Genomic DNA, 25,492 nt, shown 5'->3' with positions numbered 1-25,492 from the left:
TCAATGGATCGATGCAACGCTGCAAAAGTTGACACTGACCCTTTAGAACAGCTCACTAAGAAATCCCCGACATAGGATGCAAGCTGTACAACTGATCGGATGATCACACGAGCCATCATCCGATCGATGAATTGAAATTGATTATTTTTTCACGAAATCAACCAATCTTTGATAAGTAAACAGGAAATCCTGAGCCTGCAGCGGGTTGTGGCACTGCGCACAATTCAGTTCGTTGTTTTTCACGCTGCCATCTGGATTATAAAGTGCGAATCCCCAATCTCCGGAGCGATTTTCTTTTGGGAAAGCTGAATCCCAATCGCTTCTGTTTTCCATTACGCCAATAGCAGCCAGCGAGTCGATTTCAAAGATACCGTCACTACCGGGAATCGGTTTGCCTGCCGCATCTGCCTTTGGTGTATAGATTTCCATGACCACGACAGCCCCAGAACCGCCCGGTTTTCCCTGCTTGTAGTTGGAAATTGCTGTTTCATTGGCATATAACTTGGCTACTTGCGTCTGATTCGCGCGGTTTATCGTGGCATATTGTGTGAAGGCCTTAGCATAATCTTCAGGAAATTTAACGTGTTCGGGATCCCCGCCAGCCTGAACGAACAGCGGAGTGATTGCAAAAACGGCGACTATTGCTCTGAATGTATTTCTCATGTTTCTTCTCCTTGATAAATATTGCGGAATAAAGCAGGCTTGAGATGATTATGATACCGTATTCAGCGTTCTGAATAGTGTTAACTTGATAGTTGTTCCGCTAGGGCGCCAGGTCGAGAACCAGCTTGATTGATAAATAAATGACGAGCAAGGCCAACGCCAGGTAAATCGTAAAACTGACCGGCTTCTGCTTGACAGCATCGAAAAAAGTTTGATTCTTGCCTTCCCGTTTCAGGCGGTCGTATTCTTCACGCATCCTAGTGCTGCGCTCGTTTTGATAGGTATCCAACAGTGCACGTGCTTTCTCAAACTGAGCTTCATCACGAAGCCAGATTGCAGGCATCGATACACCCCAGTTTCCCGGCGTAGTTTCATAGTAATCAATTCCATTGTTGGTCAGCAATTCGCGTACTTCATAAGCTTCATCATCAGGCACACCATTAAGCTTGAATAAAATTTTTGCCATATAGGTTCTTCAATTATGCTATTTTCATCGAATAAAGCCTTGCAGCAGAGATTGATGCTATCTTCGCATTGAATCCATTGTCAAGCTATGAGAATTACAATTTTTTGGGGTTAATCTGCATCAATGAAAAAAACCATACTCATTACCGGTTGTTCCAGCGGAATCGGTTACTGTGTCGCCAAAGCATTGCATCAACGCGGTTATCGCGTATTTGCAACCGCCCGGCAGCGGGACAGCGTTACGGCATTACTGGAGGAGGGCCTGGAAAGTTTTCGCCTGGATTTGAACGATTCCAACTCGATTCATTTTGCTTTTGAGGAAGTTCTGCGTCGCACGGGTGGCGAGCTTTATGCGCTATTCAACAATGGCGCCTACGGATTACCCGGTGCGGTCGAGGACCTGAATCGTGATGCTCTGCGTGCCCAATTCGAAACCAACGTGTTCGGCTGGCAGGAATTGACCAATCTGGCGCTACCGGTGATGCGCCGGCAAGGTTACGGCCGGATTATTCAGAACAGCTCGGTACTGGGCTTCGTGGCATTGCCTTTTCGTGGGGCATACAACGCTTCCAAATACGCCATCGAAGGACTCAGCGATACCTTGCGGCTGGAATTGAAAGGCAGCAATATTCATGTCAGTCTGATTGAGCCCGGGCCGATTGCCAGCAAGTTTCGTATCAACGCTGTCAAAGCACTGGAAAAATATATCGATATCGAAAATAGCTTTCATCGTGAAAAATACCAGGGAGTATTAGGGCGCCTGAATAAACCGGGGCCGGCGGTTCCTTTCACGCTGCCACCGGAAGCGGTACTGAAGCGCGTCATCCATGCTCTGGAGGCCAACAAACCGCAACCACGCTATTATGTGACTTTTCCAACTTACTTATTTGGCATCCTCAAACGCGTACTGAGTACACGCGCACTCGATTTGCTGCTGGCTAAATCAGGGAATAACAATTAATCGATTCGAATGGCGGAAACTAAGACTCAGATCCCGCCATTACGCAGGATTGCAATATTTTCCAGGCTATATTTCCGATGAAGGGATCCCCTCTCAATGAAGCTTGCACTGTATGGCTATCGATTTGTTGCAACAGCAAGGCAAAGGCATATACTGCCTTATCATTGTCTCTGCGTTGTGCGGATGACTGAATTTCCGGGGCCGTATGGGCATAAATGAAAATAGCATCGGGATTCGAAGGCGCGTAAGTGGCAATAGCATTGGGTAAATATCGGGTGTCGTACGCATGAATCTCAGATGCTTCGATATCCGGATATTGCCGGTTTCTGAATTGTAACGGACGCATGTACGACCGGCCGTTGGATTGCAATTTATGGGTAACGCAACTTGCTAGTACTGCATGCTCTCCGGCTAATGGCGCTTCGAACTGCTCAGGCTTAACCGTTGAATCAATTAGATGAGCACATGCCGACATTAGGAATATACCTAAACCAGCGATCGCTTTCTTCATACCCAATGCGTTCAAATAAAAGCGGGCCTGATTGATTGCCCGCACGAACAGTTTGAGAAGGGCAAAACACTAACCATTAAAATACACATAGGGCTTCATCGGAACGCTGGATTCCTCAAAACGCTTACGTTCCTGCAAGTCTTGTTTTTTATCCCACCACATATTGCGCGCTTGCGCACGTTTGTCTCTAACTTCCGGATTTTTCTCCAGATATTCGCGCATGAATTTGGTGTGATCAGATTCATAACTATAATCCATGTTTAGCCTTTTATATTGTTGTGACAAAAATAATACTTTAGCATAGCTCAGCTATTCTTTACAGCTTCAAGTCCCCACATGCATCGGCCGCAGCAACCAGATTCCTATAGCGTGCCACCCATTCAAGTGGAATTGATGCGGATTGTTGATCTTGCTGTATCGCATGAGCCGCCATGATGGCACCCAGCATAATAGCACGGCCGCAACTATCTCCACCGATACGAATATTTTCTTCAATTGCAGTACGATAGTCGGGTGCATATCGGACAATATGCGCAATCACAGGCACGCCTTCCAGAACATGGCAAGCCGTGCCAAAACGTTTGGCAACCGCCGCACTATCCAGTATGCATGTTTGCAGCGCTTCCTCCACCAAAAGAGCCAGTTTCTCGCCTGCACTGGGCAATGCACCGACAAGCGCTTCAACGATCGGTTTTCCTTGTAAAACATGCAGCAAAACACAGCCTGCGTACTGCGCCGCCGCCACTGCCGTGTCATTATGGTTGGTCAAACGCACAACACGCTCGATTTGAGTCATCAATGCTTGTTGCGATCCGGCATGTGTAGCGACCACTACCGGTATCGTTGCCAATGCAGCAAACTGATCGTCATCGGCACCGGAATATTGCGGAAATTCTTCCGGTTTAAGTGCTAACAACGTCTGCAACGTTTGGCGTGCCGGTGAATCGACATAACCGACATAAGCCCCTCCAGGACCCAAATAATTCCGGTATTCCATCTGATACGCCACGCGATCAAATTCCCCATGCTGCGCAACATGCCGTAACATCAGCAAACACAGTTCACCGTATCCGGAGGAATCTCCCGCCGCTTTACCATCATGCGCAAAGTAACCGCTGACACCCGCATAGTCATGTGCATCGGGCTGCAAAAAAGTCAATCCCTTGGTTTTCTCGATCTGCGCAATGCGTTCGGGATCATATAACCAATGTAAACCCAGCGACGCTGAATCAGCAATCAATGCCCCCAGAATAGCCGCTGCCCGCGGATCAAGTTTAATATTCAGATTCATAGCATGATCGGATTTTATTTAATTTCAACTTCATCGGATATTCTGCGCGCCTCGTCCGCCAACATTACCGGAATACCATCTTTAATCGCAAACGCCAGCCGGTCGGGCTTGCAAATCAATTCCTTATCATCCTTCTTATAAATCAACGGCCCTTTACAAAGCGGACACACCAGAATATCGAGCAATTTTGAATCCATAATTTTCCTTAGTTTGTTTTTCTAGAACTTGCTGAGAATATCATCCAACTGATCCAGGCTGGTATAGTGGATCACGATATTTCCCTGACCATTCTTCTGCGGCTTGATGGCCACTTGCGCACCCAGACGTTCCGATACATCTTCTTGCAAGCGCAAAAGATCGCGATCGGTTTTCTTTATCTTTTTAGGTATGGGGTGTTCAATCTGGTTCACGAGCTTTTCTGTTTCGCGTACCGACAATTGTTTCTGCGCGATAATATGGGCAAGCTTGACTTGCTGCGCAGGTGCTAATGACAACAATGCGCGTCCATGCCCCATATCGATCTTGCCTTGCATCATCAATTCCTGAACGGGCGCTGAAAGATTCAGCAAACGCAACAAATTGGAAATGGTACTGCGCGAATTGCCCAGCGCTTCCCCGGCCGTCTGATGCGTCATACCGAATTCGTTGATCAGGCGCTGGATACCCATTGCTTCTTCCAGGGGATTCAAATTTTCGCGTTGTATGTTTTCAATCAATGACATCGCCAGCGCGGATTCATCGGCCACCTTGCGAATCAGTGCGGGCACTTCATTCAGCCCCGCTATCTGCGCAGCGCGCCAGCGGCGCTCACCGGCGATAATTTCATAACGACCTTCATCGATGGGGCGCACCAGAATCGGCTGCATGATACCTTGCGCCTTGATCGATTCCGCCAGCTCCGTCAGCGCCACCTGGTCCATATTGGTTCTAGGCTGGTATTTGCCTGGCTGCAACCGGGATGTTTCGATACTCTGCAACGACTCTTCCACCAGCGCGACATCTGCACTGCCTGATAACAAAGCATCCAGCCCGCGCCCCAAGCCTTTCTGTTTTATCATTTCATGGGTTCCTCAATTCTGTATTAGCGTGGGCATTTCGAAAAAATTCAAACCTAATCAAGATGAAACAACCTACGCCATTGTAACCAACATCGTTAAAGATGCCCTGCAAGTATTTCTTTGGCGAGTTCGAGATAAGCCTGCGCCCCCTTGGATTGGCCATCGTGATACAAAACCGGCAAGCCAAAGCCGGGGGCCTCGGCCAAGCGGACATTACGCGGAATCACGGTACGATACACTTTTTCACCGAAATGCTTTTGCAATTGGTCGGAAACCTGCTGCGCCAGAATATTGCGCGGATCAAACATAGTGCGTAACAAACCTTCGATGCGCAAAGTCGAGTTAAAACTATTACGCACACGCTTGATCGTATTAACCAGATCGCTTAATCCTTCCAATGCATAATATTCACATTGCATCGGAATCATTACCGCATGTGCAGCGCATAAACCGTTTAATGTCAACATGTTCAACGCCGGCGGGCAATCAATCAAAACATAATCGTAGTCACCGGCAATGGCTTCCAGCGCGGCTTTCAATCGCGCTTCGCGCTGGGAAAATTCCACCATTTCCACTTCCGCTCCGGCCAGATCGCGATTGGCGGGAATCAAATCGTATTTCCCCTGCGGGCTGCTCACCCGCACATGCTGTATTTCCTCATCCCCCATCAGTACATGATATACCGTGTTTTTTACCTTTTGCTTGTTGATCCCGCTACCCATTGTCGCGTTGGCTTGCGGGTCGAGATCGACCAATAAAACGTGCTTCCCGGATGCCGCCAGACTTGCGGCCAGATTCACACTGGTGGTGGTTTTTCCGACACCGCCTTTTTGATTGGTAATAGCGAGTATTTTGGTCATGCTATCAACTCCTTAGGCGTTTGCAGCCGAATCAGGATCGTATTTAATAATAACCAGCTGCCGTGTTGCTTTCAGTCCGGGCACGTTCAGCGTTACGATGTCTTCAATTACAAACGGCTCACGAATTTGCTTGCGTTCCTGCTCTGAACAATGCGCCTTCATCGCTACCCAACGGCAACTGCCATTCTGTACCGTGGCCCACTGCCGGGTTAACGCGATAAATTCTCCCAGTTCGGAGAAAGCGCGCGTGATAATGGTATCCGCTTTTTTATCCGCAGGGAGATCTTCTATGCGTTTTGCCGCAACGTCCACGTTCTTCAACCCCAACTCGATTTTTACTTGCTGTAAAAAGGCGATCTTCTTTTGATTGCTTTCCACCAGTGTCACATGCCAATCCGGCTTTGCCAGTGCAATCGGTATACCCGGCAATCCAGCGCCGGTACCCACATCGATAACCTGCGTGCCCTGAATATGCGGCAGCACCACCAGGCTATCCATCACATGTTGAGTCAGCATTTCCTGCACATTACGTATCGCAGTCAGATTATGTACCTTGTTCCACTTCTCGATCAGCACCAAATAACGCTCGATGTTTTTTGCAAGCTGTTCTTCCGGTGCGGTTACAACCTTATCCAGCGCGCGCAAGCTTTGCGTAATTTGCGGCAGCAGGCTCATTCATTGACCGCAAATCCGCGTTTCAAATGCACCAGCAGCAGCGAAATCGCCGCCGGCGTTACTCCGGAAATCCGCGATGCCTGGCCTACGGTCTCCGGTTTGTGCTGATTCAGTTTTTGCTGCACTTCGTTCGACAATCCTTTCACGGCGCAATAATCAATATCCTTCGGCAGTAAAGTATTTTCATACTGCGCCTGGCGGGAAACTTCTTCCTGCTGACGTTGGATATAACCATGATATTTAGCCTGAATCTCAACTTGCTCAGCCACTTGCGCATTCATCACGGGTTCACCCGCACCCGGCAGAGTCATCAATGAATGATAGGTAACGTCCGGTCGTTTGAGCAATTCGGTTAAGGTATATTCGCGCTCGATGCTTTTTCCGAGCACACGAATGGCGTCCTGTTCCGGCAAGGTTCCCGGCAACACACGTGTCGAATTGAGCCGTTGTTGTTCTTTTTCAATGGCTTCCTGTTTTGCGCTAAATGCCGCCCAGCGCTGATCATCGATCAAACCCAGGTTTCTTCCGGTTTCAGCCAAACGCAGATCAGCATTGTCTTCGCGCAATTGCAACCGATATTCGGCGCGGCTGGTGAACATCCGGTACGGCTCGGTCACGCCGGAAGTCACCAGATCGTCGACCAGCACCCCCAGATAGGCCTCAGTGCGCTGTGGCAGCCAGGCATCACGCCTCTGAATTTTCAGCGCGGCATTAACCCCGGCCAGCAATCCCTGCGCTGCAGCCTCCTCATAACCGGTGGTGCCGTTGATCTGTCCGGCAAAAAACAGATTCTCGATGGTTTTGGTTTCCAACGAGCGTTTCAAATTGCGCGGATCGAAGTAATCGTATTCGATCGCATAGCCCGGCCGCGTGATATGCGCGTTTTCCAAACCGGCAATCGAATGAATCAGTTTGACCTGCACTTCAAACGACAAGCTGGTTGAAATACCATTAGGATAGATTTCATGCGTGCCCAGACCTTCCGGTTCGAGAAAAATCTGATGCGATCCACGCGCGGAAAAACGCACCACCTTATCTTCGATCGACGGACAATAACGCGGCCCGATGCCTTCAATTTTTCCGGAATATAGGGGTGAATCGGCCAGACCGTCGCGGATGACATCGTGGGTTCTATCATTGGTATGCGTAATCCAGCATGAAATCTGGCGCGGATGCCGGATATCGGTAGCGATCAACGAAAACCACGGTGTCGGCTGATCACCCGGCTGCTCCAGCAGCTTGGCATAATCCATCGTGCGGCCATCGATGCGCGGCGGCGTGCCGGTTTTCAGCCGTCCTGCCGGAAACTCCATTTCACGCAACCGCTGCGCCAGCGTTATCGACGGCGGGTCACCCGCACGGCCTGCTTTGAAATGGGTTTTGCCAATATGCGCCAATCCGGCCAGAAACGTACCCACGGTCAGGATCACCACATGCGCATGAATTTTAATCTGAAGCTGCGTAACCACGCCCACCACGCGATCCTGCTCGATAATCAAGTCATCCACCGCCTGCTGCATTACCCTGAGATTCGGTTGATTTTCGACACGGCGGCGGATCGCCTGCTTATACAACACCCGATCGGCTTGCGCGCGCGTTGCCCTCACCGCCGGGCCCTTGCTTGAGTTCAGTATGCGAAACTGAATACCCGCCTCATCCGCAGCCATACCCATCGCACCGCCCAAGGCATCGATTTCCTTTACCAAATGACTCTTGCCAATGCCGCCAATCGACGGATTACACGACATCTGCCCAATCGTTTCAATATTGTGCGTCAACAGCAATGTTTGACAACCCATGCGCGCTGCCGCCAATGCAGCCTCCGTTCCGGCATGTCCGCCGCCCACAACGATGATGTCAAAGTCGGTATGATTACTCATGTGTTAAATTATCGATAGCCTGATGAAACAAGAAGATTTTAGTCGATTGGTTTCACGTGAAACCTTTTTGCATTGTAAGCTAAAAAGAGGAAGTTTTTGCGTGCAATTATAGGGGGAGGGTAACGATGAAAGCAAGATTGACGGTGAGAATTCTTCTTTAAATCATATTATTTGCCTTAAGCCCGTATAAACTTTACATTAAAATACTCTAGACCTGGCATGGATTCTTCATCTACGTTTACTGTGCAACATTCGCCGACATTAGGGTAAAGGCGGCAATCCCAGTTCCTTGAGAAATTCGTTATGTTTCCCGGCAGCCTCATTGATCTGTTTTTCCAGCACTACCAATTCCGTGTGCACAGCCTGTAAATCGATAATTTCTTCCTGCTTCGCAGTGCTGATGTAGCGTGAAATGTTCAGGTTGTAATCATTGCCCGCAATTTCATCCATTGTCACCCGGTGGGAATAACGATCTTCCTCGCTGCGATATTGATAAGTGGAAACGATTTTTTCGATATGTTCCGGTAACAAATGATTCTGCCGCTTGCCTTTCTCGAAGTGTTCGCTGGCATTGATGAACAACACGTCATCCGGTTTCTTGCACTTCTTCAAAACCAGAATACACACCGGGATACCAGTCGAGAAAAACAGGTTGGCGGGCAAGCCGATCACCGTGTCGATGTGACCGTCTTTCAGTAATTTGGTGCGAATGCGTTCTTCCACGCCGCCACGGAACAGCACGCCATGCGGGAGAATGATGGCCATAACGCCTTCCGGCTTCAGGTAATGAAAGCCGTGCAACAAAAAGGCGAAATCGGCGGCGGATTTGGGTGCCAGACCATAGTTCTTGAAGCGCATATCCTCGCTTAAGCTTTCGGTCGGTTCCCAGCGGTAGCTGAACGGCGGATTGGCAACCACGGCATCGAACTTGGGGCTTTTGGCCGGATTCATCTCGCGCAGCCAATCCCAGTCGTTGGTCAGCGTGTCGCCGTGAACAATTTCGAACTCCAAATCCTTCACCCCGTGCAGCAACATGTTCATGCGCGCCAGGTTATAAGTGGTGATGTTCTTCTCCTGCCCGACAATTTTGCCGATGCCGTGCGGGCCAAGCCGATGGCGCACATTAAGCAGCAACGAGCCTGAACCGCAGGCAAAATCAAACACGCTTTCCAGTTGCTTTCGAGTGCCAGTGGCGGGTTCCTGGCTATCCAGTGTGACGATGCCAGACAAGATGCTGGAAATCTGCTGCGGCGTGTAGAACTCGCCCGCCTTTTTGCCGGAACCGGCAGCAAACTGGCCGATCAGGTATTCGTAGGCATCGCCCAGCGTATCTTTGTCAGTCGAAAACTTTTCCAGCCCGTCGGCAATGGCCTTGATGACGGTGCAGAGCTTGGCGTTTTGCGCAGGGTAGCCTTTGCCCAGTTTTTCCGAGTTCAGGTTGATCTCGGAAAACAACCCGCCGAAGGTGCTGGCGAAGGATTCGTTCTCGATGTAATCGAAGCCCTTTTGCAAGGTATGCAGCAACTCTCCGTTCTGAGTGCGGGCCAGCTCCGCGATGCTGCCCCACAGGTAATCGGGTTGGATCACATAATGCGTTTTGCGGCGCATCTGTTTTTCAAATTCATCAGTATCGCCCGGGTTCTGCGCATACCACACCGCCAAAGGCGCGCGGCGGTCGCCAGCTTCCAGCTGCGGATAATCCGGCCCCAGCTCCTTTTGCGCCGCCGTCTCGTAGTTGTCCGACAGATAGCGCAGGAACAGGAATGACAGCATGTAATCGCGAAAATCGTCCGCGTTCATCGCCCCGCGCAGTTGGTCGGCAATGCCCCAAAGGGTGGTGCCCAATTGTTTTTGGTCTTGTTCGGTCATGGTTGATTCGGCTCTATCGATTGTCGTCAGGCGGTGGCAGAGTTTTGGTGTGTTTTGCCAGTTTCTTTTCTTCCGATTTCACTCGGCGTTCCAGCTTTTGCAGATCTTCCTCGGCTGCCAGTTTTTCCGGTTTGATGCCGCGCTGCCCCAGCATGTCGCGCACGCTCTCGTTGTTCTTCACATGCTCATGTGTAATAACGCCTTCGCCCTGCAAATTGGCCTGTTCCACATTGTAATTAGTCATTTCGGTGGCCAGGTTTTTGGCGGCAATCGTCAGCGTAGGCAAAAAGTCCGCCAGCGGTCGGCTTTTCACAATGCCATATTTGTCTTTCATGGCTTGCGTGGTATGCCCGCCGAAGAGTGCCTGATCACCTTTCGAGCGGATACGCCCAAAACCGGCATCATCCACGCCGCGCTCGAAGATGTTCTGCGATAGGGCTTTTTCCGATTCCCTCAGCCGGTCGCGGGCCTCCATGCGCGCCTGTAGCCGCATGCGGTCTTCAATCAGCTCCTGCTTACGGGTTTGCAAGGCAAAGTAGCTTTGCGCAAAGGCAATCTCGGGCTTACGCGGATCGCCGTTCTGGGCAATCAGGTAGCAGGCGTAACGGGTAAGCATGAAATCATCAATTTCCCGCTCCCCGCCCTTGCCGTGAACGATCAATTTCGTGACGCCACGAAAATGATCCGAAATCGCATGACCAGAGGCTTCACAGGACTCCATGGCGCGCTGGATGGCGGTGTGAAAATTCTCCCAACGGACGTAACCCAGAGGCGCTTGCAGATCGCGAGCAAACCAGAATTCAATGCCTTCGGCATCGGCGCGCTGCACAGCGGCTTCAAGGTTTAGTTGCAGGGCTTGAAATTGCTTATCCATCACTCTCTTCCCTCAATCAACCGCTTCTCCCGTTCAATCTCGGCAATCAATTCCGCTTCGGTCGGGAGTATGCGCTGATACTTGGAAGCGAAAAGTTGCTGGCTCTCCTTGATCACCGAGTATTTAACGACGGTTTCATCCTTGCTGTCGCAAAGAATAATGCCAATGGTGGGGTTGTCGTCTTCGCCCCGCTTAAGATCGTCGAACATGCGCACATACATATCCATTTGGCCGATGTCCTGATGACTGAGCTTGCCGGTCTTCAGGTCAATAATGACAAAACACTTAAGTAAGTAGTTGTAGAACACCAGGTCGAGATAAAAATGACTGGTTTCAGTGCTGATACGCATCTGCCTTGCCACAAACGAGAAACCCTTGCCCAGTTCCAGCAGAAACTTTTGCAACTCATCAATAATCGCCTGCTCCAGCCGGCTCTCTTTTACCTCGCCAGTCTCCGGCAATTGCAAGAATTCCAGCACATAAGGGTCTTTGATAAATTCCAGATGGACAGAAGCGCCCTGTGCCGGCGAAGGTGGGGTTTGGGTTGACAGCAGGCGCTGAAAACTCTGGCTTTTGATATTGCGTTCCAGTTGACGTACCGTCCAGCTCTGCTCTCTGGTTTCGCGGCAATAATAGTCAATGGCTTGCGGCGAATCGACCCTCATGATCAAGCGCAGGTGGCTCCAGCTCAATTCTCTACACAGCGTGTAGAGAATTTCCTGATCGGGAAAGGTCAGGTAGAACTGACGGCAGTTGTACAGGTTGGCATAGGAAAAGCCCTTGCCGAAATCCGCCATCAGCGCTACCGAGAGGTCTTCGATAAGCCGTTTACCATATTGGGCTTTGTGCTGCCCAAACTGCTCTTCTTCCACAATCCGTCGGCCAATCAACCAATAGGCTTCCACCATCGCGGCATTCACCGCCGAACGCGCCTTGCTCCTCGCCTGTTCGAGGATGTTTTTGATATCCGCGTGAAATGCGGTCAATGTGCTCATCCTTGCGCCTCGTCCCCTACGGGGTGACCACCCCGTTCGGTTTCGTCGTCCACCCCTCCAAAGGAGGGGAATAGTTGCTGCATCAACCCTCTTTTATGGGCCTTGAGCGTGTCGAGTTTCTGGGTTTGGGCAGTGATCAGTTCGTCAATAGAAGAAAGGCCGTCGGCGATTTTTTGTTGTTCATTTTCTTCCGATGGAACTCTCACACTAACATTCTTCAAAGTCTTTTGATTTATTCCTTTTGCGGTAGACCCAGTTGACAATCTTTCCATCTCATTTTGAAACTCAGGACTCCAAATTAGCTGAATAAGAAATTCACTACTTATATCTTTCTTTGTCTTAAATGCTACGACCCGTTGACTCAAAATGTACCTTCTTGAATCGGGGACCAATAGAGCATTACCAAGCGGCGCTTCCATCGTAAATACGATATCGCCCTTTTCAAGATTTACCTTTCCCATCCATTTTTCATATAAAGCTTCGCTTCCCAAATTACATTCAGCATCAAAATCAATATATCCATTTTTGACGTTATTGGCCGAAAGGCTAATGATACTGCCCCCACCCCAATCCATCCCAAGCTTTAGAGGTGTCCTACCTCTAAAATCAAGTACATCTTCTAATAGGTCATAAAAATCACATTCGATCCACTCCCTCGCAGTCCGAAACTCGGGGAAGCGCAGTCTGGGCAGGGTTTCGCCTTCTGCGGGAAAAAGCTGCTGCATCAGCCCCTTTTTATGGGTTTTGAGCGTGTCGAGCTTTTGCGCTTCTAGGGTGATCAGTTCGTCAATGGAAGCGAAGCAGTCGGCGATTTTTTGTTGTTCTCCAAGAAGTGACGGAACTGGAACGGGTACTTCTTTAAGCTTCCCAAGTGTCAACTTTGGTGGTGCAGCGCCTGTGATGAAGGGACCGAGATCTAACATCGTGAGATAATTCTCAAGAAGCGTGTCATTGACTCCAAATGGCTTCAAAACATGGGCATGGTTATTTACCCAATACTTACCAGCAACGATAAATGCGGTTTTTTCGTAAGCCCCCCACTTTGCACCATCTTCGCCGATTAATAAAAGCCGCCCATCAAAGATGAAGTCATTAACATAATCGACAATCCCACTTGCTCCATAATATGGATATGGACCGCTTACTCTATTGCTGCTAGTAATTGGCTTTCTGCAATTATTGAGAACATCGCAAATCTTCCCAAGCGGTTTCTCATTCCACTCACCCGCCTCTCGAAACTCAGGAAAGCGCAGTTTGGGCACTAATGAATTGTGAGTGGTGAATGATGAATGATGGGTTGAAGTGCCAAGCTTATTTTTGTCGTTCATAATTCACCATTCATCATTCACCATTTTTTTCTTTCCCTTCGAAGTCAGAATAATAGAAGCCAAAATCTTAGCGATTTCTGCCTGATCGGAAAAAATAGAATCAAACTCCTTTTGACTCAACAAATCAGACTCACGTAAGAGTTCCAACCAATACGCCGTCTCATTCGCCTCTTTTTGAGCGATCGCCATCTTATGGATAAAATCTGCCTTGCTTTCGGCGTGTTCCGCTTCCCGCACCAAGGCTCCAATAGCCGTACCGCTACGCAACAACTGCTTGCTCAGCACAAACTCCCGTCGCTCATCTGCCAATAAGCTGCATAACTTCACGATACGAACCGCAAAGGCGAACGACTTTTCCCGAATCACATTCCCACTCATAACTCACAACTCATCATTCATAACTCTTAAGCCCTGAAATCTCCCGACCCTGGGCGAGTTTATGCAACAGCGGGATCAGGTCTTCCATCAGCGCCAGCTCCTTTTGCGTGCGCACCTTCCAGCCCAGCTCCTGCGCGGCGAAGAGTTCGCTTAAGGCTTCGCCGTCGAAGATCATGCGGCGCAGGATGCCGTCCACGAAAGTTTGCAGGGTGGCAGTGGTGAGGCCATGTTTTTCGGCCACATCGGCGACGGCTTGGTTGGTTTTGGCGACCTTATATTGAGCGTATTCCTCTCGAACGCCTTGCACGGTATGGGGTGTGCTGGCATCGAGGCTGTCGATGTATTCGGTAAGGGCATCCCGGTCGTCGATGAATTTGGCATCGGATTGGATCAAGCCAATCAACGCGGCGCGGCTCATCTTCTGCTTGCCCGGCGTTTGGCTGGCGTAGCGGGCAATCAGCGCCATGATGTAGTCGTAATCGATCACGCTACTTGCAAACAGCACGAACTCGAAATCAAGCTGCTGCACCTCGGGCGGAATACTGTCGCCGTCTTTATCCTGCTTTTCCTTCAGACGCTGGGCGGTGTCGAGGTACACGCCTTTGAAGCCCTGCAACTGTTCCCTGGGCAGTACCTGCTCGATGGTGGCCTTATTTTCAGGCGTCAGATCGGTGTACTGATCGAGCTGGGTGTTCAGGCGCTGCACCTCCTTGAACAGGTTGATGAACTGGCTGCGGGCGACATCACCTTTGAGGTTGGGCACGGCCTCGGGCTTGTTGGGCAGCCCTTGCGATCGCATGAACGCATCCAACTGCTGCACGGCCATTTGCAGCTTGTCGATAACCACCGGGGCCTTGTCCACCAGCCAGATTTCCTTGGCGGGTTTGGTGGTTTGGCCGGAAAACAGCCCGATGGCGGTATCCACGGCTGCTTGCTGCTGGCGGAAATCGAGGATGTTGCCGTAGGGCTTAGTGTCGTTGAGCACGCGGTTGGTGCGCGAAAATGCCTGAATCAAGCCGTGGTACTTGAGATTCTTATCGACGTAGAGGGTGTTCAGATATTTGGAATCGAAGCCGGTGAGCAGCATATCCACCACGATGACGATATCGATCTTCTGCGCGTGGGGCAAGTCCTTGTTGGGATATTGCTGATCCTTGATGCGTTTTTGCACATCCTGATAGTAAAGATCGAACTCGCCCACGCTGTGATTGCTGCCGTACCGGGCGTTGTAGTCGGCGATGATGGCCTTGAGGGCCGCTTTCTTTTCATCCGGCGCTTGTTCGTTATCGGCTTTTTCCTGCGGCAGGTCTTCCTGAATCTGCTGCACATCCTTGTTGCCCTCGGCGGGTGGCGAGAACACGCAAGCAACATTCAGCGGCTGGAAGTCAGGGTCGGCGGCCTGTTTTTCCACCTGAACGGTCTTGAGCAGAGCATGGTATTCGATGGCGTCATTGATCGAGGCCGTAGCCAGAATCGCATTAAACTTACGCTGGTTGGTGGCGGCACCGTGCTTGGCGAGAATGGCTTCGACGATAGCTTTTTTAGCCAAAGGCTCGCCCGGCTTGGGCTGGCTTTTGCCTTCAGGCTTGTAGTAATCGACATGGAAGCGCAGCACATTGCGATCCTCGATGGCGTGGGTAATAGTGTAGGCGTGCAGTTGCTGCTGAAAGATATCCTGAGTGGTTTTATAAGACGCCTGCTGACCTTCGATCTGTTGATAGCTGGCGTTGTCGTCGAAGATCGGCGTACCGGTGAAGCCGAACAACTGCGCGTTGGGGAAGAATTCCTTGATCGCCTTGTGGTTCTCGCCAAATTGCGAACGGTGGCATTCGTCGAAAATGAACACCATGCGCTGATTGCGTAATGGTTCCAGCCGGGCCAGATAGTTGCGCTTGTTGTTGCCGTCGAGTGCCAGGCCGAGCTTCTGGATGGTGGTGACGATCACCTTGTCGGCATAGTCGTCGGAGAGCAACCGCTTTACCAGCGTTTCGGTATGGGTGTTTTCTTCGACGCACTTTTCCTGAAACCTGTTGAATTCTTCGCGCGTCTGCCGATCGAGATCTTTACGATCCACCACGAACAGGCATTTATCGATGTCCGGGTTGTCCTTGAGCAGGGTCGATGCCTTGAACGAGGTGAGCGTTTTGCCGCTGCCGGTGGTGTGCCAGATATAGCCGTTGCCGCAGCTCCGGTGGATGCATTCGACGATGGCCTTGACGGCATAGATCTGGTAGGGTCGCATCATCAGCAATTTCTGCTCGCTAGCCACCAGCACCATGTAACGGCTGATCATCTCGCCCAACGTGCATTTGGCGAGGAAGGCATCGGCGAAGCTATTCAGATGAGTGATCTTGGTGTTGTCTTCGCCTGCGAATTGGTAAAGCGGCAGGAAGCGTTCGTCGGCGTTGAAACTGAAGTGACGGCTGTTGTTGTTGGCGAAGTACCAGGTATCCGAGCGGTTGCTGACGATGAACAACTGCAGGAAACACAACAGGGTTTTGCTGTAGCCGTTGCCGGGATCGTTCTTGTAATCGACGATCTGCTGCATGGCCCGGCGCGGGCTGATGGCGAGGGTTTTCAGCTCGATCTGTACCACCGGCACACCGTTGATGAGCAGGAGCACATCATAACGATGGTGACTGTTGTCGGTGTTGATACGCAGTTGATTGACCACTTCGAAACTGTTCTTGCACCAGTCCTTGATGTTGACCAGGGTGTAATAGAGCGGCGTTCCGTCATCGCGCTCAAAGCTGTTCTTTTCGCGCAGGTGGCGGGCAGCGGCGAACACATCGGCGTTAACGATCTCATCTCTCAGCCTGGAAAATTCTGAATCCGTTAGCTTGACGCAATTAAGCGCTTCGAATTTTTCCCGGAAGTTTTTATCCAGCGCCTCTCGGTCACGGATGTCCGGGCGGCAAGTGTATTTAAGGTCATCGAGCTTTTTGATCAGATCGTGTTCGATTTGGCTTTCGGTTGTGGTCATTGGATTGATTCAGAAAGTTCAACCTGTTAATTCTACAGGTTTTGACTGTTTCCCGTCAGCCATGAAAATTTTGACAGAGAATGAGGTCGGAGCGTGAAAAATGCTCACACTCATCACTGTTGCAAAAAACAGAATCCGAAGCGGGAAGCATAATCTCACACAGTGAAGCTTTTAATCCGTGTTGACATCAACACAAAAGTTTATGTGATTCTGGTCATCCTTATATATACTGTAACAAGCCGCTATCTTCAATGTTCACATAAAAAAATGCAACGCTGGATTCGCCAACTATCAGTCTTACCCATCCTGCTGCTTACCGCTTGCGCAATGGGGCCGGACTTTATTCGCCCACAAGTGGAGACCGCCGAGAAATTCCGATTGTCGGAAATGGAAGGGGAATCGATTGCCAATATGCGCTGGTGGGAATTGTTGCAGGATGAAACGCTGCAGCATCTGATCCGGCAAGCTTTGCAGGAAAACAAGGATCTCAAACGGGCTATCGCCAGTGTTGAAGAATTCCAGGCGCGATCGCGCATTGCGTTTATGGATTTTGTGCCTAATGTCGATTACGACGCGAGCGCACCGGTATTTGGCACATTGGGGGGATTCGGGATTCCCGGTTTCCCAACGCCTTTCAACTATTTCGGGCGAACAACATTAAACTGGGAAATCGATATCTGGGGCAGGATTCGCCGTTCCAACGAAGCCGCCCGCGCCGAACTGATGGCACGGGAGGAAAACCGCCGCGCCATCATCCTGGCGCTAATCAGCGCAGTCGCACAATCCTATTTCGATCTGTTGCAGTTTGACATCCAGCTGGATATTGCGCACCGCGCATTGTCTTCATGGGAAGAATCCGTGGCTATTTCGCGCGCGCAACTGCAAGGCGGCATCATTTCGCGCCTCGATCTGGATCAATTCGAGGCGGAGCGGGCGAATGCAGCTTCCCGGGTGGCCGAACTTGAGCGCCGGGTGGTACAAAAAGAGAATGAACTCAGCGTGTTGCTGGGCAGAAACCCGGTAGTGATAGCGCGCAGGCATCTACTGACAGAACAGGTAATTCCGCCCGAAGTGCCCGCCGGGCTGCCATCCGAATTGCTGCAACGGCGCCCCGATATTCTTCAGGCCGAACAAGCTCTGGCAGCCGCCACCGCCCGGATCGGCGCGGCTAAAGCAGCGCGGTTTCCCAAATTGTCGATTACCGGTTTTTTAGGTGTGGCCAGTCCGGCTTTATCCAATCTGCTCCTTTCCGGCAGCGAGTTTGGCGTCGGGGGGTTGGGTTTAGCGGGTCCATTGCTCAACGCGCAGAGCCTGGGCTTTGAGCAGCGAGCCGCGGAAGCGCAAGCAAAACAGGCATTAGCGCAATATGAGCAAACGATCCTGATCGCATTCAAAGAAGTAGAAGACGCATTAGTGGCGATTCGCACCATCGGCGAACAACTCAAGGCACAGCGGCAGCAGGTTGAAGCCCTGCACTCGGCTTTGCGTGTTGCGGATCTGCGCTATCAGGGAGGTATTACCAGCTATGTCGATGTGTTGCTCGCCAAACGCAACCTATTTGACGCTGAATTTTCGCTGAGTGCGGCCCAGCGCTTTCATCTCGTATCCGTTGTCCAGCTCTACAATGCTTTGGGCGGTGGATGGGCGCCGGAAAACAGCCGCGATCATGAGACTCGGTAAGGCTATCCTGAACTCACTCGCATCCATACGGAGGAAATCATCATGAATGACTATCAAATCGCTGTCGTTGTGGGCAGCCTGCGGCAGGATTCATTTAACCGAAAGCTGGCACACGCCATCGCCAAATTATCGCCTCCGGGGTTCTCCTACAAACAGATTCGAATCGATGATTTGCCGCTTTATAATCAGGATGATGACAGCAATCCGGCAGAACCGGTAAAACGGTTAAAGGCCGAGATCGGCGCGGCACATGGGTTGCTGTTTGTCACGCCAGAATACAACCGTTCAATCCCCGGCGTACTTAAAAATGCCATTGATCATGCTTCCCGTCCCTACGGCCAAAGCGCCTGGGCGGGCAAGCCCGCCGGCGTTCTCGGCGTATCGGTAGGCGCTATTGGCACTGCGATGGCGCAGCAGCACTTGCGTAATATTCTGGCGTATCTGGATGTACCCACGCTGGGCCAGCCCGAAGCGTTTATCCAAATGAAAGAGCGGTTATTCGATGCAAACGGGGATATCGGCGCTGACAGCAGGAAATTTCTGCAAAACTGGATGGATCGCTATATTGCCTGGGTCAAAAAACATGTCGCCGGCGCATGATTTTGTAATTCTGATAGGATCATTCAACTGATTGAACACATCATGCTTAATAAAGAATATGAAACCATGGAGTTAGCCATGTGGCGAAACAGGAATAACATTTACTTGTGCATAGGATTTTGCCTGATTCTTCTGGCGGGCTGCGCTGAAAAACCGCCTGCGGATACTTCTGCCCCGGCACCGCAGGTCGAAGTCATCACGGTAACCACGCAAGCGATTCAGGATGAGCCGGAATTCATCGGGCAAACGGAAGCTTTTCGTCCGGTCGAGATCCGTTCGCAAGTCAGCGGAATCATCAAAAAGGTTTTTTTTACCGAAGGCCGCAATATTAAAAAGGGCGATCAGTTATATCTGATCGATCCGGTTCCGTTCCGAGCCATCTATCTCAGTGCCAAAGCCAAAGTGGCTCAGGCTGAGGCGCGGCTCGATCTGGCCAAGCAGGATTTGGCGCGCGTGCTTCCCCTGCTGGAGCAGCAAGCGGTCAGTAAAAAAAATGTTGATGACGCGCAAGCAGAGGTTCGAGGAGCCAAAGCATCCCTGGAAGCCGCGCAAAATGATCTGATCAAAGCCAAATTTGACCTGGATAATACAGCGATTTCCGCGCCGGTAAACGGCCGCATTGGCCGCAGCCATTTTTATGAAGGAAGGTTGATCTCCGCTCAGGAAACGCTTCTCACAACCATCGACCAGTTGGATCCGATGTATGTCAATGTCAGCGTTCCCGAGAGCTATCTTCTGCGCCGCCGCCGTGAGATTGCTGAGCACAAGGTGCAGCGGCCGGATATTTTTCAGTTACGCGGCGTTATGACTTTCTCGGATGGCAGCGTGTATCCGCAGGAAGGCGTGCTGGATTTTGCAGATGTTGCCTTGCGGCCCGAAACGGGCACCTTGCAGGGGCGATTTGTATTTCCCAACCCTGAAGGCGCTTTTGCTCCAGGGCAATCCTATTTTTATCCCGGCCAGTTCGTCAAGATCCGCATTAAAGGCTATACGCGCACCGAGGCCATCCTGATTCCGCAACGTGCCGTGCAACAAGGACCCAGCGGTTCGTTTGTGTATGTCGTCGACAAGGAGGATAAAGCGGAGCTCAGAGCAATCCGGGCCAGCATGTGGCGTGGAAAGGAATGGCTGATCGAAGAGGGCCTGCGTCCTGGAGAGCGGGTGGTGGTGGAAGGTTTCTTCCGTATTCTTCCGGGTGCCAAGGTCGATCCTGTAACTAGTCAGAAGGAAACAACCTCATCGACCCATAGCACCGATGAACCCACTCTGCAAAGTACGCCATGAATTCTCATTTCTTCATTGACCGGCCCATTTTTGCTTCGGTCCTATCCATTATCATTGTCGTTATCGGCTTAGTTGCACTGCAGAAGCTACCCGTCGCGCAGTTTCCGCAAATTACGCCCCCGATGGTGCAAATCGATGCGGATTATCCAGGTGCCAGTGCGGAAGTCGTCGCGGAAGCGGTGGCGCGACCCATCGAAGTGCAACTTCCGGGTATCGATAATCTTTTGTATTATGAATCAACCAGTACGAACGATGGGCATATGACCATGAAACTCACGTTCGAGATTGGAACCGACGTGGATATTGCCCAGGTGCAAACGCAGAACCGGCAACGTCTGGCCGAGCCACAACTGCCTGATGAAGTGGTACGGCAGGGCATTACCGTCAAAAAAACATCGCCCGATTTACTGGCGGTGATTGCATTGAGTTCCACCGATCCCAAGCATGACACCGTTTTTCTCTCAAACTATACTTTGCTGCGCGTTCTCGATAACGTCAAACGGCTTCCCGGTGTCGGGGATGCGGTTATTTTCGGCGGGCAGAATTACTCCATGCGGTTGATCCTCGATCCCATCCGCATGGCGCAGCTTAATATCACCCCCACCGAAATTGCATCCGTGGTGAGAGAGCAGAATCGGGACTTTCCGGCCGGCAGAATAGGCCGTGAACCCACGCCCAAGGGCACAGAATTAACTATCCCGGTGATAACTCGCGGCCGTATGAGCGAAGTCAGGGAATTTGAAGACATGATTATCCGCGCTTACCCAGATGGCGCAATGGTACGGATGCGCGATGTCGCGCGCGTGGAATTGGGTGCTCAGTCCTATGATTTGCAGGGACGGTGGAATGGAAAGCCCAATACGTTCTTACTTACCTTTCTGTCGCCGGGTGCAAATGCGCTCGACACCGTGCGGCGGGTTCGCGACGAAATGGATAAAGTTTCCAACAGCTTTCCGGCCGGGGTGTCTTATGACATCCCTTACGACACGACGACATTCATTGACGTTTCTATCAGAGAAGTGGTCAAGACACTCGCCGAAGCATTGATATTGGTCATTCTGGTTGTCTTCCTCTTTTTGCAAAGCTGGCGCGCCACGCTGATTCCGGCACTTGCCGTGCCTATTTCTCTGATCGGAACGCTGGCCGGCATGGATATGCTGGGATTCTCGATCAATACCCTAACGCTTTTCGGCATGGTTCTGGCAGTTGGTATCGTGGTGGATGATGCGATTGTAGTCGTGGAAAATGTCGAGCGGCATATGACTCAAGGCGGACTCTCGCCCCGGGATGCCGCAATAAAAGCCATGACCGAGGTAACCGGGCCGGTGATTGCCATTGTTCTGGTACTGGCTGCGGTATTTGTGCCCGTGGCGTTCTTAGGTGGCATCACCGGGGAATTGTACAAGCAATTTGCCATCACCATTGCGCTGTCTGTGGCCATTTCCGGATTTGTCGCGTTGACGCTCAGCCCGGCGTTGTGCGCCTTAGTACTCAAGCCAAGCCATGGTACTCCCGCACGATTCTGGGAAACATTCAACCGGTTTTTTGATTGGGCCCAGGCAAGGTACACCAGAGCGGTCGGAGCCGTCATTAAACGATCCGTGATTTCACTTGCCATTTTCACGATGCTGATACTGGTTATTGTGGGTCTGTTCAAAACCATTCCAGGAAGCTTTCTGCCGGAAGAGGATCAAGGGTATTTTATTACGGTAGTGCAGTTACCGGAAGGCGCTTCCATGACGCGTACCATTGAAGTTCTGGAAAAAATTGAAGGGTACTTTCAAACTATTCCGTCGGTTCATTCCACTGATACGCTGGCCGGTCAGAATTTTGTTTTCGGTACTCGCGGGACCAATCAAGCCACGATGTTTATCCCGTTGCATCATTGGGATGAGCGCACGCATGCCGACGCGCAGGTGCCTGGCATGATCGCGGCAGCTTATCAGGAATTCGCCAAAATTCCGGAAGCTTTGATCCTGGCTTTTAATGCGCCCTCGATCCCCGGTTTGGGCTCCACCGGCGGTTTCTCAGCGCAATTGCAGGATCCCGGCGGCGGTGATTTCGCTGAATTTGCTGCTGTGGCGCAGGAGTTTGTCGCCAAAGCCACAGAACACCCGGCAATTGCAGTCGCCAGCACCAATTTTCGCATCAGCGCGCCCCGACTGTTCGCGACAGTTGATCGCGAACGTGCCAAGGCACTGGGTGTGCCGATTTCCGAGGTTTTCGATACCATGCAGGCTTATTTTGGTAATCTGTATGTCAATGATTTTGTGAAATTCGGCCGCATCTACCGGGTGCAGACGGAGGCATTGCCTGAATACCGCTCCAATCCGGATGATATCAGCAAGATTTATGTACGCGCCCGGACAGGTACCACGCACACCATGATTCCGCTGGATTCCGTGGTCACCACCGAGTTCAATAGTGGCCCGGATCCCGTGACGCATTTCAACGGATTCAATTCGGCGCTCATATTGGGCGGCGCGGCACCCGGCTACAGCTCGGGGCAGGCGCTTGAAGCATTACAGCAAGTCGCCGATGAGATTTTGACCCCGAAAGGATATTCGATCGATTGGAGCGGCATCTCCTTGCAGGAACGTAAAGCAGGCGGGCAATCGACTTACGTGTTCGCCTTTGCCTTGCTGATGGTATTTCTGGTGCTGGCTGCCTTGTACGAAAGCTGGTCTATCCCTTTTGCCGTTATTTTAGCGATCCCTTTTGGAATTCTGGGCGCTTTACTGGCCATCTGGACACGGGATTTGACCAATGACATTTATTTTCAAATCGGATTGGTAACATTGATAGGATTAGCCGCCAAAAATGCCATTCTGATTGTGGAATTCGCCAATCAGCGGTACGCGGCGGGAATGTCATTGACCGAAGCGGCGCTTGACGCGGCACGGCTTCGTTTCCGTCCCATCATCATGACGTCGATGGCATTCATTCTGGGCGTACTGCCACTGGTGATTGCATCCGGCGCAGGCGCAGCCAGCCGCCATTCAATCGGTACCGGCGTATTCGGCGGCATGTTGGCGGCCACATTCCTGGCGATCTTTTTTGTCCCGCTGTTTTTTGTCGTGATCGGCAAACTTATGCGGCGCGACAAGAAATCAACAAACACAATCCAACCGCAGGAAGCAACGGCTCTCGCACCGCCGCAAGATGATCAGGCCAGAATCGATGAAAGTAAACCATGATTAAGAATCTGCTGCGACATTGCATCGCATTCGCATGGGGATTCTGGATTATCAGCCCTGCTAGCGCGCAAAACGCCGCGCAACCGCGCCTGCCAACGGTTGAGCTGACAGCCGGCATGCATGTGATACAAGCCGAGGTTGCACGCACTTACGAGCAGCAAAGCACCGGTTTAATGTATCGCCGGAAGATGGGGATCAACGAAGGGATGTTATTCGTGTACGAGGCACCGGAAATACGCTGCTATTGGATGCGTAACACGCACATCCCGCTGACCATCGCTTTTATCGGGGATGATGGCGCCATCGTCAATCTGCGCGACATGCAACCCCGGAGCGAGCGCTCGCACTGTTCCACCCAACCGGTGCGCTACGCGCTGGAAATGAACCAGGGCTGGTTCAAAGCACGTGGCTTAAAGCCCGGCTTCAAGCTGCGCGGAATTCCGCTCACTCCGGCAATAGGCCCGTAAAGTCCGCAATCCCTCGATTTCAAACCTCTTGAGTACCGAACTAACGCCCTCGCCCCCCGGACGCTCGACGAGGCTCAGCAAAACGTTGACGGGGCGGTGGTGCAAAACCAGCACCCGCAGGCTTTTTAGCCGCCACTTTCTTGTTTGCTGAATTTTTTGGTGGATGACGTGAAGACACTGCACCACGCGACTCGCCGCCACGGCCATTCTTAATGGGTTCGGCCTTGATACGGGGGTCCGGCTCAAAACCGGCAATCACCTGGCTGCGCAATTCATGCTTGATCAGTTTTTCGATTGCCGTGAGCAACTTGAATTCATCCACACACACCAGCGATACGGCATCCCCTTCCGCTCCGGCACGGCCCGTCCGGCCAATGCGGTGAACATAGTCCTCGGGCACCTGGGGCAATTCGAAATTAACCACATGCGGCAATTCATTGATATCAATGCCACGCGCGGCAATATCGGTAGCCACCAGAACTTGCAGGCTGCCTGTCTTGAATTTGGCCAATGCGGTGGTACGTGCAGTTTGGCTTTTATTGCCATGAATTGCCAGAGCAGGAATACCATCAGCGGTCAGAAATTCCGCCAGTTTGTTGGCGCCGTGTTTGGTACGGGTAAATACCAGCACCTGCGACCAGCCATGCTGCTTGATCAAATGCGCCAGCAGATGGCGTTTGCGTTCGCGATCCACCGGATGCACCACATGTGTGACCTTATCGGCAATTGCATTACGGCGTGCCGCTTCAATCAAGGCTGGCTGGTTGAGCAGGCTATCCGCCAGCGCCCGGATTTCATCCGAGAAAGTCGCTGAGAATAATAAATTCTGCCGCTGCTTGGGCAACAAGGCGAGAATTTTCTTGATATCCCGGATAAACCCCATGTCGAGCATGCGATCGGCTTCATCCAGCACGAGGATTTCAATTTGTGACAGACTCAATGTTTTTTGCTGGACATGATCCAACAAGCGTCCCGGTGTTGCGACCAGAATATCCACGCGGCTTTTCAGGCGGGTAATTTGCGGATTGATATTCACACCGCCAATCATCATCATTGAACTCAACTTTAAATATTTACCATAATCACGCACGCACTCTTCCACTTGCGCCGCAAGTTCCCGCGTCGGTACCAGAATCAGCGCCCTTATCGGAGGCCGTCCAGCGGATGGCCCTTTAACACTTTTATCAGAAAGACGATGCAGGATCGGCAAGGTAAAACCTGCCGTTTTGCCGGTACCGGTTTGCGCTCCCGCCAACAGATCACCACCCGTCAGGACGGCCGGGATAGCTTGTTTTTGAATGGGTGTAGGTACGGTATAGCCGCGTTCAGTGACGGCACGGATAATTTCATCGGACAAGCCGAAAGTAGCAAAAGACATAAAACTCCAAGGAGGGTTATCGGTTTGTCATCCCGTATCGGGTATGACTATCAAGGCAAAGGGATGAAGGATACTGCCATCAATCTAATTTCGGT

At 51.4% G+C, this 25,492-nt stretch carries 23 protein-coding genes; 6 read left to right on the top strand and 17 right to left on the bottom strand.

The window, feature by feature from the left end; all coding sequences use genetic code 11:
* Positions 1-141 precede the first annotated feature (141 nt).
* Complete coding sequence (locus CPG39_RS09985) at positions 142-663, bottom strand: cytochrome P460 family protein (protein ID WP_096293205.1); 522 nt, start codon at positions 661-663, stop codon at positions 142-144.
* Positions 664-763: 100 nt separating this feature from the next.
* The gene (locus CPG39_RS09980; RefSeq protein WP_096293204.1) at positions 764-1,129 is read right to left on the bottom strand and encodes a DUF6164 family protein; all 366 of its coding nucleotides are present in this window, start codon (positions 1,127-1,129) and stop codon (positions 764-766) included.
* A gap of 123 nt (positions 1,130-1,252) precedes the next feature.
* Here CPG39_RS09980 and CPG39_RS09975 point away from each other — a divergent pair, with 123 nt between their 5' ends.
* A complete protein-coding gene (locus CPG39_RS09975) occupies positions 1,253-2,089 on the top strand; it encodes an SDR family oxidoreductase (RefSeq protein WP_096293203.1) in 837 nt (278 codons plus the stop codon).
* Positions 2,090-2,108: 19 nt separating this feature from the next.
* Here the strand turns inward: CPG39_RS09975 and CPG39_RS09970 are convergent, their stop codons facing one another.
* The 14 genes from CPG39_RS09970 to CPG39_RS09905 all read right to left on the bottom strand — a co-directional run bounded on the left by CPG39_RS09970 (position 2,109) and on the right by CPG39_RS09905 (position 16,791).
* The gene (locus CPG39_RS09970) at positions 2,109-2,600 is read right to left on the bottom strand and encodes a hypothetical protein (protein WP_096294309.1); all 492 of its coding nucleotides are present in this window, start codon (positions 2,598-2,600) and stop codon (positions 2,109-2,111) included.
* A gap of 69 nt (positions 2,601-2,669) precedes the next feature.
* Positions 2,670-2,858: a DUF3460 family protein gene (locus CPG39_RS09965; RefSeq protein WP_096293201.1), complete on the bottom strand. Its 189-nt coding sequence runs from the start codon at positions 2,856-2,858 to the stop codon at positions 2,670-2,672.
* A gap of 58 nt (positions 2,859-2,916) precedes the next feature.
* On the bottom strand, positions 2,917-3,891 hold the full coding sequence (locus CPG39_RS09960) for an ADP-ribosylglycohydrolase family protein (protein ID WP_096293200.1): 975 nt from the start codon (positions 3,889-3,891) through the stop codon (positions 2,917-2,919).
* A 14-nt stretch (positions 3,892-3,905) separates the two neighbouring features.
* Complete coding sequence (locus tag CPG39_RS09955; RefSeq protein WP_013648856.1) at positions 3,906-4,088, bottom strand: Trm112 family protein; 183 nt, start codon at positions 4,086-4,088, stop codon at positions 3,906-3,908.
* Positions 4,089-4,109: 21 nt separating this feature from the next.
* Positions 4,110-4,949 carry a ParB/RepB/Spo0J family partition protein gene (locus CPG39_RS09950; RefSeq protein WP_096293198.1) on the bottom strand — a complete coding sequence of 280 codons (840 nt, stop codon included), beginning with the start codon at positions 4,947-4,949 and terminating at the stop codon, positions 4,110-4,112.
* Between the two features lie 95 nt (positions 4,950-5,044).
* Positions 5,045-5,809, bottom strand: coding sequence for a ParA family protein (locus CPG39_RS09945; protein WP_096293196.1), 765 nt, complete (start codon positions 5,807-5,809; stop codon positions 5,045-5,047).
* Positions 5,810-5,821: 12 nt separating this feature from the next.
* The gene (gene rsmG, locus CPG39_RS09940; protein ID WP_096293194.1) at positions 5,822-6,484 is read right to left on the bottom strand and encodes a 16S rRNA (guanine(527)-N(7))-methyltransferase RsmG; all 663 of its coding nucleotides are present in this window, start codon (positions 6,482-6,484) and stop codon (positions 5,822-5,824) included.
* Positions 6,481-8,364, bottom strand: a complete 1,884-nt coding sequence (mnmG, locus tag CPG39_RS09935) for a tRNA uridine-5-carboxymethylaminomethyl(34) synthesis enzyme MnmG (protein ID WP_096293192.1) — start codon at positions 8,362-8,364, stop codon at positions 6,481-6,483. Before mnmG ends, rsmG begins: the two co-directional genes overlap by 4 nt.
* A 261-nt stretch (positions 8,365-8,625) precedes the next feature.
* The gene (locus tag CPG39_RS09930) at positions 8,626-10,233 is read right to left on the bottom strand and encodes a type I restriction-modification system subunit M (protein WP_096293190.1); all 1,608 of its coding nucleotides are present in this window, start codon (positions 10,231-10,233) and stop codon (positions 8,626-8,628) included.
* A gap of 13 nt (positions 10,234-10,246) precedes the next feature.
* Positions 10,247-11,107 carry a DNA damage-inducible protein D gene (gene dinD, locus CPG39_RS09925; protein WP_096293189.1) on the bottom strand — a complete coding sequence of 287 codons (861 nt, stop codon included), beginning with the start codon at positions 11,105-11,107 and terminating at the stop codon, positions 10,247-10,249.
* Positions 11,107-12,102 (bottom strand): PDDEXK nuclease domain-containing protein, encoded by a 996-nt coding sequence (locus tag CPG39_RS09920; RefSeq protein WP_096293188.1) that lies wholly within the window; start codon positions 12,100-12,102, stop codon positions 11,107-11,109. The genes dinD and CPG39_RS09920 overlap by 1 nt, the downstream gene beginning before the upstream one ends.
* On the bottom strand, positions 12,099-13,430 hold the full coding sequence (locus tag CPG39_RS09915) for a restriction endonuclease subunit S (protein ID WP_096293186.1): 1,332 nt from the start codon (positions 13,428-13,430) through the stop codon (positions 12,099-12,101). The genes CPG39_RS09920 and CPG39_RS09915 overlap by 4 nt, the downstream gene beginning before the upstream one ends.
* Positions 13,431-13,433: 3 nt before the next feature.
* The gene (locus CPG39_RS09910; protein ID WP_096293184.1) at positions 13,434-13,808 is read right to left on the bottom strand and encodes a four helix bundle protein; all 375 of its coding nucleotides are present in this window, start codon (positions 13,806-13,808) and stop codon (positions 13,434-13,436) included.
* Positions 13,809-13,821: 13 nt separating this feature from the next.
* Positions 13,822-16,791, bottom strand: coding sequence for a type I restriction endonuclease subunit R (locus CPG39_RS09905; RefSeq protein WP_096293182.1), 2,970 nt, complete (start codon positions 16,789-16,791; stop codon positions 13,822-13,824).
* Positions 16,792-16,953: 162 nt separating this feature from the next.
* Between CPG39_RS09905 and CPG39_RS09900 the strand changes: the two genes are divergently transcribed.
* From CPG39_RS09900 to CPG39_RS09880, 5 genes are all read left to right on the top strand, one after another.
* Entirely contained in the window at positions 16,954-18,471 is a 1,518-nt protein-coding gene (locus CPG39_RS09900) for an efflux transporter outer membrane subunit (RefSeq protein WP_231990276.1), read from the top strand.
* Between the two features lie 42 nt (positions 18,472-18,513).
* Positions 18,514-19,071 (top strand): NADPH-dependent FMN reductase, encoded by a 558-nt coding sequence (locus CPG39_RS09895; protein WP_096293180.1) that lies wholly within the window; start codon positions 18,514-18,516, stop codon positions 19,069-19,071.
* 66 nt (positions 19,072-19,137) lie between these two features.
* Positions 19,138-20,355, top strand: coding sequence for an efflux RND transporter periplasmic adaptor subunit (locus tag CPG39_RS09890; protein WP_231990443.1), 1,218 nt, complete (start codon positions 19,138-19,140; stop codon positions 20,353-20,355).
* On the top strand, positions 20,352-23,552 hold the full coding sequence (locus CPG39_RS09885) for an efflux RND transporter permease subunit (RefSeq protein WP_096293177.1): 3,201 nt from the start codon (positions 20,352-20,354) through the stop codon (positions 23,550-23,552). Before CPG39_RS09890 ends, CPG39_RS09885 begins: the two co-directional genes overlap by 4 nt.
* The gene (locus tag CPG39_RS09880) at positions 23,549-24,019 is read left to right on the top strand and encodes a DUF192 domain-containing protein (protein ID WP_096293175.1); all 471 of its coding nucleotides are present in this window, start codon (positions 23,549-23,551) and stop codon (positions 24,017-24,019) included. The genes CPG39_RS09885 and CPG39_RS09880 overlap by 4 nt, the downstream gene beginning before the upstream one ends.
* Positions 24,020-24,059: 40 nt before the next feature.
* Here the strand turns inward: CPG39_RS09880 and CPG39_RS09875 are convergent, their stop codons facing one another.
* Positions 24,060-25,397 carry a DEAD/DEAH box helicase gene (locus tag CPG39_RS09875; RefSeq protein WP_096293173.1) on the bottom strand — a complete coding sequence of 446 codons (1,338 nt, stop codon included), beginning with the start codon at positions 25,395-25,397 and terminating at the stop codon, positions 24,060-24,062.
* Between the last annotated feature and the right edge of the window lie 95 nt (positions 25,398-25,492).

The organism is Nitrosomonas ureae (assembly GCF_900206265.1).
GTDB classification, from domain to species: Bacteria; Pseudomonadota; Gammaproteobacteria; order Burkholderiales; family Nitrosomonadaceae; genus Nitrosomonas; species Nitrosomonas ureae_C.
Note: the sequence above shows the minus strand (reverse complement) of the source record. Positions and strands in the feature narration are given on the sequence as shown.